Annotated in this window: 13 protein-coding genes; 8 read left to right on the top strand and 5 right to left on the bottom strand. The window is 54.6% G+C overall.

Features of this window, described 5'->3' with window-relative positions:
• Nucleotides 1-30: 30 nt before the first annotated feature.
• The gene (gene holA / locus HMPREF2572_RS03720) at nucleotides 31-1,032 is read right to left on the bottom strand and encodes a DNA polymerase III subunit delta (protein ID WP_070496304.1); all 1,002 of its coding nucleotides are present in this window, start codon (nucleotides 1,030-1,032) and stop codon (nucleotides 31-33) included.
• Nucleotides 1,032-1,511, bottom strand: a complete 480-nt coding sequence (lptE, locus tag HMPREF2572_RS03715) for an LPS-assembly lipoprotein LptE (protein ID WP_003741184.1) — start codon at nucleotides 1,509-1,511, stop codon at nucleotides 1,032-1,034. The genes holA and lptE overlap by 1 nt, the downstream gene beginning before the upstream one ends.
• 157 nt (nucleotides 1,512-1,668) lie before the next feature.
• Between lptE and pip the strand changes: the two genes are divergently transcribed.
• Entirely contained in the window at nucleotides 1,669-2,616 is a 948-nt protein-coding gene (gene pip, locus HMPREF2572_RS03710) for a prolyl aminopeptidase (RefSeq protein WP_070496303.1), read from the top strand.
• Between the two features lie 310 nt (nucleotides 2,617-2,926).
• Here pip and HMPREF2572_RS03705 read toward each other — a convergent pair whose 3' ends face one another.
• From HMPREF2572_RS03705 to HMPREF2572_RS03695, 3 genes are all read right to left on the bottom strand, one after another.
• Nucleotides 2,927-3,730, bottom strand: coding sequence for a glycosyltransferase family 2 protein (locus tag HMPREF2572_RS03705; protein WP_070496302.1), 804 nt, complete (start codon nucleotides 3,728-3,730; stop codon nucleotides 2,927-2,929).
• A gap of 180 nt (nucleotides 3,731-3,910) precedes the next feature.
• The gene (locus HMPREF2572_RS03700) at nucleotides 3,911-5,104 is read right to left on the bottom strand and encodes an amino acid aminotransferase (RefSeq protein ID WP_070496301.1); all 1,194 of its coding nucleotides are present in this window, start codon (nucleotides 5,102-5,104) and stop codon (nucleotides 3,911-3,913) included.
• A 103-nt stretch (nucleotides 5,105-5,207) separates the two neighbouring features.
• On the bottom strand, nucleotides 5,208-5,618 hold the full coding sequence (locus tag HMPREF2572_RS03695; protein WP_070496300.1) for a YqaA family protein: 411 nt from the start codon (nucleotides 5,616-5,618) through the stop codon (nucleotides 5,208-5,210).
• A gap of 251 nt (nucleotides 5,619-5,869) precedes the next feature.
• On the opposite strand from HMPREF2572_RS03695, the gene HMPREF2572_RS03690 reads away from it, so the two are divergent.
• From HMPREF2572_RS03690 to nagZ, 7 genes are all read left to right on the top strand, one after another.
• Nucleotides 5,870-7,093 carry a sugar MFS transporter gene (locus HMPREF2572_RS03690; RefSeq protein WP_070496299.1) on the top strand — a complete coding sequence of 408 codons (1,224 nt, stop codon included), beginning with the start codon at nucleotides 5,870-5,872 and terminating at the stop codon, nucleotides 7,091-7,093.
• 228 nt (nucleotides 7,094-7,321) lie between these two features.
• A complete protein-coding gene (locus HMPREF2572_RS03685; RefSeq protein ID WP_039862751.1) occupies nucleotides 7,322-7,954 on the top strand; it encodes an alpha/beta fold hydrolase in 633 nt (210 codons plus the stop codon).
• Nucleotides 7,955-8,134: 180 nt separating this feature from the next.
• The gene (nhaC, locus tag HMPREF2572_RS03680; RefSeq protein ID WP_070496298.1) at nucleotides 8,135-9,523 is read left to right on the top strand and encodes a Na+/H+ antiporter NhaC; all 1,389 of its coding nucleotides are present in this window, start codon (nucleotides 8,135-8,137) and stop codon (nucleotides 9,521-9,523) included.
• Between the two features lie 112 nt (nucleotides 9,524-9,635).
• Complete coding sequence (gene nth, locus HMPREF2572_RS03675) at nucleotides 9,636-10,268, top strand: endonuclease III (protein ID WP_070496297.1); 633 nt, start codon at nucleotides 9,636-9,638, stop codon at nucleotides 10,266-10,268.
• Nucleotides 10,269-10,491: 223 nt separating this feature from the next.
• Nucleotides 10,492-11,994: a DegQ family serine endoprotease gene (locus tag HMPREF2572_RS03670; RefSeq protein ID WP_168161772.1), complete on the top strand. Its 1,503-nt coding sequence runs from the start codon at nucleotides 10,492-10,494 to the stop codon at nucleotides 11,992-11,994.
• Nucleotides 11,995-12,183: 189 nt separating this feature from the next.
• Nucleotides 12,184-13,704 (top strand): Na+/H+ antiporter NhaC family protein, encoded by a 1,521-nt coding sequence (locus HMPREF2572_RS03665; protein WP_070496295.1) that lies wholly within the window; start codon nucleotides 12,184-12,186, stop codon nucleotides 13,702-13,704.
• A 69-nt stretch (nucleotides 13,705-13,773) separates the two neighbouring features.
• Complete coding sequence (gene nagZ / locus HMPREF2572_RS03660) at nucleotides 13,774-14,862, top strand: beta-N-acetylhexosaminidase (protein ID WP_070496294.1); 1,089 nt, start codon at nucleotides 13,774-13,776, stop codon at nucleotides 14,860-14,862.
• Nucleotides 14,863-14,949 lie beyond the last annotated feature (87 nt).

Here is a 14,949-nt window from a genome sequence, read left to right as displayed (position 1 = left end):
GTACTGGTTTAAAGTTAATCCACTATAAAATCACATCGTCAGCCCCGTTACCAACTGCTTAAATTCTGTCCAAGCATCGCCGTCTTCCGCGCCTTTGATGATGCGGTCGATTTTGGCGCAGGTTTTGAGGGCTTCGATCAGGCGGACGGCGGGAATGCGTTTGACGGCAATCGGTGCGAGGGTTTGTTTGTCGCCCCACAGGCGCAGGCTGTTGCGGACGGATTGTACGCTTTGCCCTTGTTTGAGCGCGGCGGTCAGGCGGATGAGGGTGCGGATGTCTTCGGCAACCGCCCACAGCAGCAAGACGGGTTCTTCGCCTTCTTCTTCGAGTCCGTCCAAAAGGCGGGCGACGCGCAGGGCATCGCCTTTCATCCATGCGCCGGAAAGCTGGAACACGTCAAAACGGGCGACGTTGGCGACGGCGGCTTCGGCATCGGCGATGTTGACGGTATGGTTTTGCGGGTGCAGCAGGGCGAGTTTGTCGATTTCTTGGCGGGCGGCGAGCAGGTTGCCTTCGACGCGTTCGGCAAACAGGGCGAGCGCGTCGGGTTCGATGTCGAGTCCGACCTTTTTCAGACGACCCTTTATCCACTGCGGCAGGGCTTGCGCGCTAATGGCTTTGGCTTCGAGTACCGTGCCTTTGGCGGCGAGCGCGGTGAACCATTTTGCCTGCGTTTGGGCTTTTTCGAGCTTGGGCAGCAGAATCAGGGTAACGGTGTCTTCGGGCAGGCGTTCGGCGAAGGTTTGCAGCGCGTCGCCGCCGTTTTTGCCGGGCTTGCCGTTCGGAATGTGGATTTCCAAAAGTTTCAAGTCGGCGAAAAGCCCCGCGCTGCCTGCGCTTTGCAGGAGTTCGTCCCAGTCGGCGCCGTTGTCCGCCGTAAAGACTTCGCGGTTGAGATAGCCTTGTTTTTTGGCAGCGGCGCGCAGGGTGTCGAGGGCTTCGATGCGCAACAGGTCTTCTTCGCCGTGAATGATGTACAGCGGCGAAAGCGGCATATCCGCGTTGACCTGTTCGATATTCATGACCGCCATCAATACGCTTTCAGGAACGTCAGGCGGCGGACGATTTGGTCGGCGGCATCGGCGCGCATTTCCGCCCAGATGGTTTCGCTTTCTTCCTGTTTGCCCAACACTTCGCTGTCGTTGTAGTCCATCGTGCGGTTGACGAGGATGGTCATCGGTTCGCCCACAGGCTCGCCGTTGCGCATGGCTTGGGCTTCGACGCGCAGGGTCAGCAGGTATTCGTTGACCAGCGCGGCGCGGGTGATGGTGTAGATGTCCTGACGGGTTTCAATGTTCTTGATGTGCAAAGTCATTTGCGCTTCGGCGGCGGAAACGGGTTTGCCGTCGGCGCGGCGCAGGGCGTTTTCCAAAGCCTTTTGCATGACGGAGGCGTTTTGGATGTGCCAAGCGGGATACGGCAGCGTGCGTGCGGTGCCGCCCATGCCTTTGAGGTGGAAGCCGCAGGCGGACAGAAGCAGCACGGCGGCGGTCATCAGGATTTTGTTCATTTCATTCTTTCTGTTGCGCGGGTATCGGGGAATTATAGCGGATAGTCGGGCGGTCGGGAAACGCGGCGGCGGAAGAGGATTTCAGACGACCCCTTGCCGTTTGTCGTTTGCCTGCCCGATGGGTACAATTCCAACGTCAGACAACAGGAGAAACATCATGCACCCCATCCGCGAACCCATCCGCAGCGGTCTGCTGCAAGTATCGGACATCCACCAAATCTACTGGGAAGAATCCGGCAACCCCGACGGGCTGCCCGTCATCTTTCTGCACGGCGGACCCGGCGCGGGCGCATCGCCCGCCTGCCGCGGCTTTTTCAATCCCGACGTGTTCCGCATCGTCATCATCGACCAGCGCGGCTGCGGCCGTTCGCTGCCTTACGCCTGTACCGACGACAACACGACTTGGGACTTGGTTGCCGACATCGAAAAAGTCCGCGAAATGCTGGGCATCGAAAAATGGCTGGTGTTCGGCGGCTCATGGGGCAGCACCTTGTCGCTCGCGTATGCCGAAACCCATCCCGAACGCGTTGCCGGACTCGTTTTGCGGGGGATATTCCTGTGCCGTCCGTCCGAAATGGCGTGGCTCGACGAAGCGGGCGGCGTCAGCCAGATTTATCCCGCACAATGGCAAAAATTCCTCGCGCCCGTCGCCGAAGAAAAACGCGGCAGCCTGATTGCGGCGTATCACGAAATGCTGTTCGGCGAAGACGAAGCAGGTCGTCTGAAAGCCGCCAAAGCATGGGCGGACTGGGAAAGCTACCTGATCCGCTTCGAACCACAAGACGTCGATGAAGACGCCTACCAATCGCTCGCCATCGCCCGTTTGGAAAACCATTATTTCGTCAACGAAGGCTGGCTGAAGGGCGACAAAGCGATTTTGGCGAACACGGACAAAATCCGCCATATCCCGACCATCATCGTGCAAGGACGCTATGATTTATGCACCCCCATGCAAAGCGCGTGGGAACTGTCGCAGGCGCTCCCTGAAGCCGAACTGCGCGTGATTCAGGCGGGACACTCGTCGTTTGATCCGCCCTTGGCAGCGGCGTTGGTGGAAGCGGTGGAAGATATGAGGGAACGCGCAGCGTGGGAAGATAAGGCATAGTTGAACCCGCCATACTGCCGTTTAGTGGATTAACTTTAAATCAGGACAAGGCGACGAAGCCGCAGATAGTACATCAGGACAAGGCGATGAAGCCGCAGATAGTACAGATAGTACGGAACCGATTCACTTGGTGCTTTAAGCACCTTAGAGAATCGTTCTCTTTGAGCTAAGGCGAGGCAACGCCGTACTGGTTTAAAGTTAATCCGCTATAAATATAGAAAAGGTCGTCTGAAAACAAGATTTCAGATGACCTTTTTGCTGCAAGCAATGAGATGCAAGCGGTCGGGCAGGGCTTTGCGCTTATGCCCGCTTATTCGTACTCGGGGTAGAGCGGCATGGTGCCGGCTTCTTCAAAGGTTGAGTGTGCTTTGACTTCTTGAAGGCGGCGGCCGATGCGGCGGGTGACGGCTTCGGCTTCGTTTTGGTGGTCTATGGTCAGGCCGGGAACGGTTTTGCCGAAAAGTTCGGCATCGAGCAGGCGCTCGGCGTGGATGCCGGGGCGGTAGTTGTGTCTGACGGCGGGGTCGCGTTCTTCAAAGAGGTAACCGACGACGCTGTTGCGGGTCAGGGCGATGCCGAGTGCGGCATCTTCGCCGCCGAAGATTCGGAAGAGTTCGTCTTGCGGAAAGCCGCCGCAGGCGAGAAAGATGCTGCGGCGGAATACGGTGTTACCGCCGACGGTCATTTGAAGCCGCTCCCATGCGGTGGGGAATTGCGGGTGGTTGAGGTAGTGTTCGGGAAAGCCGATCGGGCGTAGTTTGAGGCGGACCAGGCTGAGATAGGAATAGGCTTCCAAACCGAGGTAGGCGGCGTTGAGGACGTTGTTTTCATATACGTCGTCGGCGTCGAGGAAGGCGATGAAATCGGCTTGGCTTTGCATGGCGCCCCAGTTGCGGGCTTTGGCTGCGCCGCCGTTTTCGAGCATGTATTCGCAGCGGACTTTGGGATGGATGGCGGCGAGGTCGCTCATGATGAGGCGCGTGTCGTCGAAGGAGGCATCGTCAATCAGCCAGACGTTTTCGACGGCGGGTTGGGATACGGCGCTTTCGACAGCCGCTTGAAGGGTGGTGGCGGAGTTGTAGCAGGGGATGATGACGTCTAGTGTGGGTCTCATAATGTGATGCTTTTGGGCGTGTGTTGATGTTGAAAGGTCGCTGCGGGCGATGCGGAGGCAGCGGGGTGATGTTGAAATTCGGGGATAAGCCGAAAGGGTGTTGCGTTAAATGGTGGGAAAGGTCGTCTGAAAACAGGATTTCTGGTTTTCAGACGACCTTTTGGTATTACCTGACGCGGATTACAACACTTTTACTATGCTTTCGCACAGGTAGTCGATGTTGTCATCGGTAATGCCGGCGACGTTGATACGGCCGGAGCGCACGGCGTAGATGGCGAACTCGTTTTTCAGGCGGTCGACTTGTTCGGGCGTGAGGCCGCTGAAGGAGAACATACCGTTTTGTTCGATGATGAAGTCGAAGTCTTGATTTGCGCCTTTGGCTTTGAGCAGTTCGACGAATTTTTGGCGCATGGCTTTGATGCGGCCGCGCATTTCGTCGAGTTCGGCAATCCATTGTGCTTTCAAATCCGCGTCTTTCAACACGAGGGCGATGGTGTTCGCGCCGTGGGAGGCGGGGTTGGAATAGAGGGTGCGGATGATGGTTTTGACTTGGCTGTGGGCGCGGGCGGCGGTTGCTTCGTCTTCTGCGACTAAGGTGAATGCGCCGACGCGTTCGTTGTACATGCCGAAGTTTTTGGAATAGGAGCTGGCGATGAGCAATTCTTTGTTGTATTTCAAGAAGGTGCGCAAGCCGTATGCGTCTTCTTCGAGACCGTTGCCGAAGCCTTGGTAGGCGAAGTCAAACAGGGGCAGCCAGCCTTTTTCGGCGGAGAGTTTGGCGAGGGTTTCCCATTGTTCGGGCGTGGGGTCGATGCCGGTAGGGTTGTGGCAGCAACCGTGTAAGAGGACGATGTCGCCTTTTTGCGCTTGGCCGAGGTCTTCAATCATGCCGTCCCAGTCTAGGCCGTGTTTGGCGGCGTCGTAGTAGCGGTAGGGCTTATCTTGGATGCCGACGGCTTTAAAAATGGCGTTGTGGTTGGGCCATGTGGGGTTGGAAATCCAGACGGTTTGTGCGTTCAACTGGCGTTTGGCGAACTCGGCGGCAATACGCAATGCGCCTGTTCCGCCGAGGCTTTGGGCGGTTTTGGCGCGGCGGCTGGCGATGATTTCGTGGTCTGCGCCAAAGAGGAGGATTTGGGTTTGCTCGTTGTAGTCGGCAACGCCGTCGATGGTGAGGTAGTTTTTGGTGGTTTCGCTCTCGAGCAGGCGTTTTTCGGCTTCTTTGACGGCTTTGACGATGGGGGTCGCGCCGGATGCGTCTTTATATACGCCGATGCCGAGGTTGACTTTTTCGGGACGGGTTTCGGCTTTGAATGCTTCGCCCAAGCCTAAGATGGGGTCTGCGGGGGCGGCTTCGATGTGATTGAAGAACATGATTTCTCGCTTTGCAAAAATGAAGGGACGGGATATTTCCTTTGGGATTTTACGCTGTTTCAGGTCGTCTGAAAATGAATGCGGCAGGTTTTGCGCAAATGGTTTACATCAGCCCTTTGATGCCGGCGAGGATGATGCCGTAGCGCAGGATTTTTCCGGTCAGGAGCATGAGTGCGGAAGTGTAGGGGTTGAGCCTGAGCCAGCCTGCGGCAATGGGAAATGCGTCGCCGATAACGGGCAGCCAGGCAAACAAAAGGGGCAGGGTTCCCCAGCGTTGGAGCAGGCGCAGGGTCTTTTCAGACGACCTTTTCTTGGACGGAATCAGCCGCCCCATCCAATAGGAAACCATGCTGCCCAAGCCGTTTGCCAGTCCGGCACACAACCACGCGCCGTATGCCTGTTCGGGATAGGTGTAGATAAACGCGGCGAAGGCGGCTTCGGACGTGCCGGGCAGGATGGTGGCGGAGGTAAAGGCGGAGGCGGCAAGTCCGAGATAGGCGTAAATGAGGGGCATGGCGGATAAGTTTGCGTCAGGTCAAGGGTCGTCTGAAATAAGATTTTAAGTCGTTTGCGGGCAGGTTAATTGTAAAATTCAGACGGATTCTGTCTACAAAAATGCGTTATCGGACAGAATCTTGCTGAAACTCTATGTAGTCGGCGCATTTCCAGTGTTTGCAAGAATGGCAAAAGCCAGTATGATTCGGCCCGTTATTAACGGATATTAACTGTTTATACGGTCAATTCCAATAAATCGAAAGGCAAATCATGTCTACGCCATCACAACAAAACCATAATTCCGCGCTGGTCGTCCTGACCGCGCTCTTCTTCATGATGGGTTTCATTACCTGCATGAACGACATCTTGATTCCGCATCTGCAAAAAATTTTCACGCTAACTAATTTTCAGGCGATGCTGGTTCAGTTCTGCTTCTTTACCGCCTATGCCATCATGTCGATTCCGATGGGGCATCTCGTCGGTAAAATCGGCTATAAAAACGGCGTCATCGGCGGCTTCTTGCTGACCGCCGTCGGATGCTTGTTGTTTTATCCTGCCGCAGACAGCCAATCTTACCCGACTTTCTTGGGCGCGCTCTTCATTCTTGCTTCGGGCGTAACCCTGTTGCAGGTTTCGGGTAATCCGTATGTGACCCTGCTGGCGAAACCGGGCAAAGAATCTGCAACGCTGACTTTGGTGCAGGCATTCAATTCATTGGGTACGACTATTGCTCCGAAAATCGGTGCACTTCTCATTTTTACAGATGCGGCTCAGAAAGCCAGCAAAGCCGAGCAAATTGCTTCCGTCCAAATCCCTTATTTGGGTTTGGCGGGATTGTTGATCCTCCTCGCCGTCTTTGTGAAAATGATCCGTCTGCCCGATGCACGCAAAATTGCCGTTGAGGAAAGCGAACACAACCACGACGGCAAAACCAGTGTGTGGCAATACAAACACCTTATTTTCGGTATGGTCGGCATTTTCTGCTACGTTGGCGCGGAAGTATCCATCGGCTCTTTCATGGTCAATATTTTGGGCTTCCTGAAAGGATTGAGCCATGCCGAAGGTGCGGATATGTTGATGTATTACTGGGGTGGTGCCATGGTCGGACGTTTCCTCGGTTCGGCAGTGATGGCTCGAGTCGCGCCGAACCGCTACCTTGCCTTTAATGCCTCAGTTGCCACTGCCTTGCTCGTCATTGCCATCATGGTTGGTAAAGGCAATGCCGATGTCGCCATGTGGGCGCTGCTTGCCATCGGCTTCTTCAACTCCATCATGTTCCCGACCATCTTCTCGCTGGCAACCAAAAACCTCGGCAAATTCACCAATTCTGCTTCAGGTATTCTTTGTACCGCCATCGTTGGCGGCGCACTGATTCCCGTCTTGCAAGGTAAGATTGCTGATGATTTCGGTATGATGATTTCTTATGTTGCACCTGCCGTGTGCTACCTCTACATCGTCTTCTTTGCGCTTAAAGGTTATAAAGCCGACGAGTAAGCATGGTTTGAACAGAAGGTCGTCTGAAAACTTGGAAATCAGGTTTTCAGACGACCTTTTCTTTGCGGAGGACTTGTAAACCTGACCCGCCCAAACCGAGGTCGTCTGAAAATACGGCAACAGATTTTAACCGGAGCTTAAGCCCGTTTTCAAAAGACAAAATGCGTCCGCAATACGGTCTGACTGACTTATGGCATAATGCTGGCGGCAAAAATACAGGAGGCCCTCATGTCGAAAATCATCTTATTGCACGGACTGCACATGCACTCTTGGGTGATGAAACCTTTAGCGGATATGCTGGCAAAGCAGGGCTTTGACGTTGCCCTGTTCGGTTATTACAGCGTCTGGCACACCATGCCGCAGCACACGCAGGCGTTGGCGGAATTTGTTGAAAAACACGATACGGGTGAGCCTCTGCATTTTGCCGGACACAGTCTGGGCGGGCTGGTGTTGCGCCACTTTGCCGCCGCCCATCCCGAAAAAATCACCGGACGCATCGTTACCTTCGGCACGCCGCATCAAGGCAGCCGGGCTGCGCAAAGGGTGTTCCGGCTCGGATTGAAAACCCCCGTACTCGGCGGCGCGTATCGCGATGCGCTCGACGGCGGCACGCCAGATTTGCCCGAACATATCGAGCTGGGCAGCATCGCCGGCAACAAACCGCTCGGACTTGGGCGCGTATTGGGTTTGCACGGCGAACACGACGGCACGGTTTTGGTCAGCGAAACCCGCTGTCCGAATATGCGCGACCACGTTATCTTGCCCGTCAGCCACAGCGGTATGCTGTTCAAACACATTACCGCTGAGCAAACCGCAACATTTTTGCGCGAGGGGCAGTTTAATCATGATAAAAAGAAATAATACGGCTTTATTTTTAAAATAAGGATATTTTATTTCAAAAAATCAAATTTAAAACCATATCGCATCAACTAAAATCCGTTATTACATTCATAAAAAATCACGGGGTCGTCTGAAAAGCGGTTTTTCAGACGACCCCGTGTGCTAAACTTCGTTAAATACATACAAAACAGGCAAAGCAATATGTTTGCATTCAAATCACTGCTCGATATGCCGCGCAAAGAGGCGCTTGCCGTCGTTGCGGCGTTAATCGGGGCGATGGGTTACACCATCATTTCGCTGGGCTGGCTGCCCCATATGTCCATCATTGCCGCCATTACCGTCCTCATCCTCTACGGCCTCGCGCGCGGGTTGAAATATAACGACATGCAAAAAGGCATGGTCGGCGCGGTGGGGCAGGGCATGGGCGCGATTTACCTGTTTTTCTTCATCGGGCTGATGGTCAGCGCGCTGATGATGAGCGGCGCGATTCCGACGCTGATGTATTACGGTTTCGGGCTGATTTCCCCCACCTATTTCTATTTCTCCGCCTTTGCGCTCTGTTCCGTCATCGGCGTGTCCATCGGCAGCAGCTTGACCACTTGCGCCACCGTTGGCGTTGCCTTTATGGGCATGGCGGCGGCGTTTCATGCCGATTTGGCGATGACGGCGGGCGCGATTGTTTCCGGCGCGTTCTTCGGCGACAAAATGTCCCCGCTCTCCGATACCACGGGCATTTCCGCCTCCATCGTCGGCATTGATTTGTTCGAACACATCAAAAACATGATGTACACCACCATTCCCGCGTGGCTCATCAGTGCGGCATTGATGCTGTGGCTCTTGCCCAATGTTGCCGCCCACGATTTGAACAGCGTCGAATCTTTCCGCAGCCAGCTCGAAGCGACGGGTTTGGTGCACGGCTATTCACTGGTTCCGTTTGCGCTGTTGGTCGTGCTGGCGCTGTTGCGCATCAACGCCGTCGTCGCCATGCTCTTCACCATCCTCACCGCGCTTGCGGTAACTTATTTCCACAGCACGCCCGACTTGAACCAGCTCGGCGCATGGTTTTACGGCGGCTACAAACTCGAAGGCGAAGCGTTTCAAGACATTGCCAAACTCATTTCGCGCGGCGGTTTGGAAAGCATGTTCTTCACGCAAACCATCGTGATTCTCGGCATGAGTTTGGGCGGATTATTGTTTACGCTCGGCGTGATTCCGTCGCTGCTGGACGCCATCCGCGCGTTCCTGACTACCGCCGGACGTGCCACCTTCAGCGTTGCCGCCACGTCGGTCGGCGTCAATTTCCTCATCGGCGAACAATATTTGAGTATTTTGCTTTCCGGCGAAACCTTCAAACCCGTGTACGACAAGCTCGGACTGCATTCGCGCAACCTTTCGCGCACGCTGGAAGACGCGGGTACGGTCATTAATCCGCTTGTGCCGTGGAGCGTCTGCGGCGTGTTCATCAGCCACGCTCTCGGCGTACCCGTTTGGGAATACCTGCCTTATGCCTTCTTCTGCTATCTGAGCCTGATTTTGACGCTGCTGTTCGGCTGGACAGGTCTGACGTTGAGCAAGAAAGAAACCGCGTAAAGCAGCGGGATAGAAAGGTCGTCTGAAAACCTTCGGCATCGGTTTTCAGACGACCTTTTGCGTTATAATCGGGCAAACGATAAAGACACACACAAATCCTACCCGTACCCCCATGAACAAACAGATCCGCCAAGAAATTTTCGAGCGTTTCCGCGCTGCCAATCCCTATCCGACCACCGAGCTTCATTTCAATTCACCCTTCGAGCTTTTGATTGCCGTTTTGCTGTCGGCGCAGGCGACCGACGTGGGCGTGAATAAGGCGACGGCAAAGCTGTTTCCGGTTGCCAATATGCCGCAGGCGATGCTGGATTTGGGTTTGGACGGCGTGATGGAGTACACGAAAACCATCGGACTTTATAAAACCAAGTCCAAACACATCATGCAGACCTGCCGCATCCTGCTGGAAAAATACAACGGCGAAGTGCCAGAAGACCGCGAGGCTTTGGAATCGTTGCCGGGCGTGGGGCGCAAGACGGCAAACGTGGTGTTGAACACGGCGTTCGGCCATCCCGTCATGGCGGTCGATACGCACATCTTCAGGGTATCCAACCGTACCAAAATCGCGCCGGGCAAGGATGTGCGCGAGGTAGAGGACAAGCTGATGCGCTTTGTGCCGAAAGAGTTTTTGATGGATGCGCACCATTGGCTGATTCTGCACGGACGCTACACCTGCAAGGCGCAGAAGCCGCAATGCGGGAAGTGCATCATTAATGATTTGTGCGAGTATGGCGCGAAGTTGATGTAAACATTGATAAATTGTAAACAATCAACAAAACAACCTTTCTATCAGGTTAAAATTTCTGACGGCATTTTTTTATTTAAAATGAAATGCTTGAAAAAATATGGGCAAAAGGTAAAATTCGACCTTATCGGGTTGGAAAACGATAAAAGTTTCAGACGACCCCCCTGTTTTTAAGATGCAAGAACACAATCCGTTATTCGGAAAAGGAAACGCGGTGCGCGAAAAAATGAACAAATACAGATACTTTGCTTTGGTAACGGCTTCTGCGCTGGCCTTGGGCGGCTGTGACAAGATCAGCAGTTTCTTCGGCGGCGGCAGTAAAAGCGAAGAATTCGTACAAAGAATCGAACCTTCCAAAGATGATGGCAGCGTCGGTATGCTGCTGCCCGATTTCGCACAATTGGTGCAAAACGAAGGTCAGGCGGTGGTCAATATCCAAGCTTCCCCTGCAGGGCGTGCCGCAGGCAGCGGGCAGTCTGAAGAGCAGGGCATGGATTTGAGCCAGTTCCCTGACAACGACCCGTTTTACGAGTTTTTCAAACGCCTTGTCCCGAATATGCCCGATATGCCGGAAGACCAGTCTGCCGACGAGGATTTGAACTTCGGCTCCGGCTTCATCATCAGTAAAGACGGCTATATCCTGACCAATACACACGTCGTCGCCGGTATGGGCAATATCAAAGTCCTGCTCAACGACAAACGCGAATACACCGCCAAGCTGATCGGATCGGATACGCAATCCGATGTCGCGCTGCTGAAGATTGACGCTTCGGAAGAATTGCCCGTCGTCAAAATCGGCAATCCGAAAGATTTGAAACCGGGCGAATGGGTTGCCGCCATCGGTGCGCCGTTCGGCTTTGACAACAGCGTTACTTCAGGCATCGTGTCCGCCAAAGGCCGCAGCCTGCCAAACGAAAGCTACACGCCTTTCATCCAAACCGACGTTGCCATCAATCCGGGTAACTCCGGCGGCCCGCTGTTTAACCTGAAAGGTCAGGTGGTCGGCATCAACTCCCAAATTTACAGCCGAAGCGGCGGATTTATGGGCATTTCCTTCGCGATTCCGATTGATGTGGCGATGAATGTTGCCGAGCAGTTGAAAACCAGCGGTAAGGTTCAGCGCGGTCAGTTGGGCGTGATTATTCAGGAAGTATCTTACGATTTGGCGAAATCGTTCGGCTTGGACAAAGCCAGCGGCGCGTTGATTGCCAAAGTGATGCCGAACAGCCCTGCCATGCAGGCAGGATTGCAAGTGGGCGACATCGTCCGCAGCGTCAACGGCGAAGAAGTGCGCGTGTCCAGCGATTTGCCGGTCATGGTCGGCTCGATGCTGCCGGGTAAGGAAGTTTCGCTGGAAGTATGGCGCAAAGGCGAGAAAATCAATGTGAAAGTCAAACTCGGCAGCATGGCGGAGCAGAACGAAACGTCTTCACGCGCTACCGAGCAGCCGCAGCAGGCAAATCCGGCAGACGGCTTTACCGTCGATAATACGGGACTGACCCTGCGCGTCGATGAAGGTGCAGGCAAAAGCCGCCTGATTGTTTCCCGCGTCAGCGGCGCGGCGGAACGTGCCGGACTCAAACGCGGCGACGAAATCCTCGCCGTCAGCCAAATCAGCGTCAACGACGAATCAAGCTTCCGCAGCGCGTTGGCAGGTGCGGGCAAAAATGTGCCGCTGCTGGTTCAGCGCGACGGCAATACGCTTTTCCTCGCCCTGACCCTGCAATAAGGTGCAACGCAAGCGCCATTCAATGATAGAATACCCGCCATCCTAAGGTGGCGGGTATTTTGTAATTTTAGCAACTGATTGATTTGTTTGTTTTTTGATGGTTTTGCTCTTTTGGCTTTGTCAACAATCGCATTCAAAGGTCGTCTGAAAACGTTCCGCTCCGATTGACTTCCTATTAATAAAAATATTATGCACCTGATTGATTATTCACATTCGTTTTTATCCGTCGTGCCGCCGTTTTTGGCATTGGCGCTTGCCGTCATCACCCGCCGTGTATTGCTGTCTTTGGGCATCGGTATCTTGGTCGGCGTTGCCTTTTTGGTCGGCGGCAGCCCGATTGACGGACTGACACACCTGAAAGACATGGTGGTCGGACTGGCTTGGGCAGACGGCGATTGGTCGCTGGGAAAACCTAAAATCCTGATTTTCTTATTGTTACTCGGTATTTTCACTTCTCTTTTAACCTTTTCGGGCAGCAATCAGGCGTTTGCCGATTGGGCGAAGCAACACATCAAAGGGCGGCGCGGCGCAAAAATGCTGACTGCCTGCCTCGTATTCGTTACCTTTATCGACGACTATTTCCACAGTCTCGCCGTCGGTGCGATTGCCCGTCCCGTTACCGACAAATTCAAAGTCTCCCGCGCCAAACTCGCGTATATCCTTGATTCCACCGCTGCGCCGATGTGCGTACTGATGCCGGTTTCAAGCTGGGGCGCATCGATTATCGCCACGCTGGCAGGTCTGCTCGTTACTTACCACATCACCGGATACACGCCGATGGGTGTGTTCGTCGCCATGAGCCTGATGAATTATTACGCCCTGTTCGCGCTGATCATGGTGTTTGTCGTCGCTTGGTTTTCTTTCGACATCGGCTCGATGGCGCGCCTTGAAAAAGCGGCATTGCAGGAAACCCATGACGAATCCGCCGTCTCTGACGGCCCTAAAGGCAGGGTTTACGCGCTGATTATCCCTGTTTTGGTGTTGATCGCATCCACCGTTTCCGCCATGATTTACACAGGCGCGCAAGCAAGCGAAACTTTCACTATTTTGGGCGCGTTTGAAAATACCGATGTAAACACTTCGCTGGTGTTCGGCGGTACTTGCGGCGTATTCGCCGTCGTTCTCTGCACGCTCGGTATCATCAAGGCCGCTGATTATCCCAAAGCCGTCCGTCAAGGCATATCTTCGATGTTCGGCGCGATTACCATCCTGATTCTTGCCTGGCTCATCAGCACCGTCGTCAGCGAAATGCACACCGGCGACTACCTCTCCACGCTGGTTGCAGACAACATCCATCCCGGATTCCTGCCCGTCATCCTCTTCCTGCTCGCCAGCGTGATGGCGTTTGCCACAGGCACAAGCTGGGGCACGTTCGGCATTATGCTGCCGATTGCCGCCGCGATGGCGGTTAAAGTCGATGCATCGTTGGTTATCCCGTGTATGTCCGCCGTGATGGCTGGCGCGGTTTGCGGCGACCACTGTTCGCCCATTTCCGACACCACCATCCTGTCTTCCACCGGTGCGCATTGCAACCACATCGACCACGTTACATCGCAACTGCCTTACGCCCTGACTGTCGCAGGTGCGGCAGCGGCAGGCTACCTCGTGTTGGGCATGACGCAATCGGCTTGGCTGGGCTTCTTCGCCACCGGCGTTGTCATGACCGCACTCATCTTCATATTGAAAGATAAAAAAGGCAAAGCTGCCTAATGTGTTTTCCCGTTTTCAGACGACCTTTGGTACTTTAAGGTCGTCTGAAACATTTTAAGGAATCCAAAAATGAACGCTCCCCATTCCATCCCGCGCGGCCCCGTTATGGCAGACGTCGCCGCCTACTGTCTGACCGAAGAAGAAAAACAACGCCTGCTCGATCCGTCCATCGGCGGTGTCATCCTGTTCCGCCGCAACTTCCAAAACGTCGAGCAGCTCAAAGCCCTAGTTCAAGAAATCAAAGCACTGCGCACGCCCGAACTCATCATCGCCGTCGATCACGAAGGCGGCAGGGTGCAACGCTTTATCGAAGGCTTCACCCGACTGCCCGCCATGAATACCTTAGGGCAGATTTGGGACACTGAAGGCGAAGCCGCCGCTAAAGAAAAAGCCGAGCAGGTCGGCTGGGTATTGGCGACAGAGCTGACCGCCTGCGGCATAGACCTTTCCTTCACGCCCGTCCTCGACCTCGATTGGGGAACATGCCCCGTCATCGGCAACCGCAGTTTCCACCGCAACGCCGACACCGTGACCCAACTCGCCCTTGCACTGCAAAAAGGTCTGAATCGAGGCGGCATGAAATCCTGCGGCAAACACTTCCCCGGACACGGATTCGTCGAAGGCGACAGCCATTTGGTACAGCCCGAAGACACGCGCAGCCTTGCCGAACTCGAAGCTGCCGACATCATCCCGTTCCGCGCCTTAAGCAGCGCAGGCATGGCGGCAGTCATGCCCGCCCACGTCGTTTACCCGCAAATTGATGGCAAACCCGCCGGTTTTTCCGAAAAATGGCTCAAACAAATCCTGCGCCAAGACATCGGATTTAAAGGCGTTATCTTTTCAGACGACCTCACCATGGAAGGCGCGGGCGCAGCGGGCGGCATCAAAGAACGCGCAAACGCCTCTTTCACGGCAGGCTGCGATATCGTCCTCGTCTGCAACCGTCCCGACCTCGTGGACGAACTGCGCGAAAGCTTCCAAATTCCCAACAATCCCGATTTGGCAAACCGCTGGCAATACATGGCGAACACACTGGGCAAAGAAGCCGCCCAAGCCGTGATGCAGACGCCCGATTTCCAAGCCGCCCAAGCCATGACCGCGCAACTTGCCACGCCTAAAGACACCACCGGCGGCGTGAAAGTCGGCGAAGCGTTTTAAAGGCGTTTGATTTAGAAAGAATGGAAGAAGGTCGTCTGAAAAGCTAAATTGGGCTTTTGAACTGCACCCCAAAAGTTGGACATCCCC

Origin of the sequence: Neisseria sp. HMSC064E01, assembly GCF_001808875.1 — a bacterium.
GTDB lineage: Bacteria > Pseudomonadota > Gammaproteobacteria > Burkholderiales > Neisseriaceae > Neisseria > Neisseria sicca_A.
The sequence above is the reverse complement of the archived record's forward strand: the minus strand, read 5'-3'. Positions and strand labels throughout refer to the sequence as shown.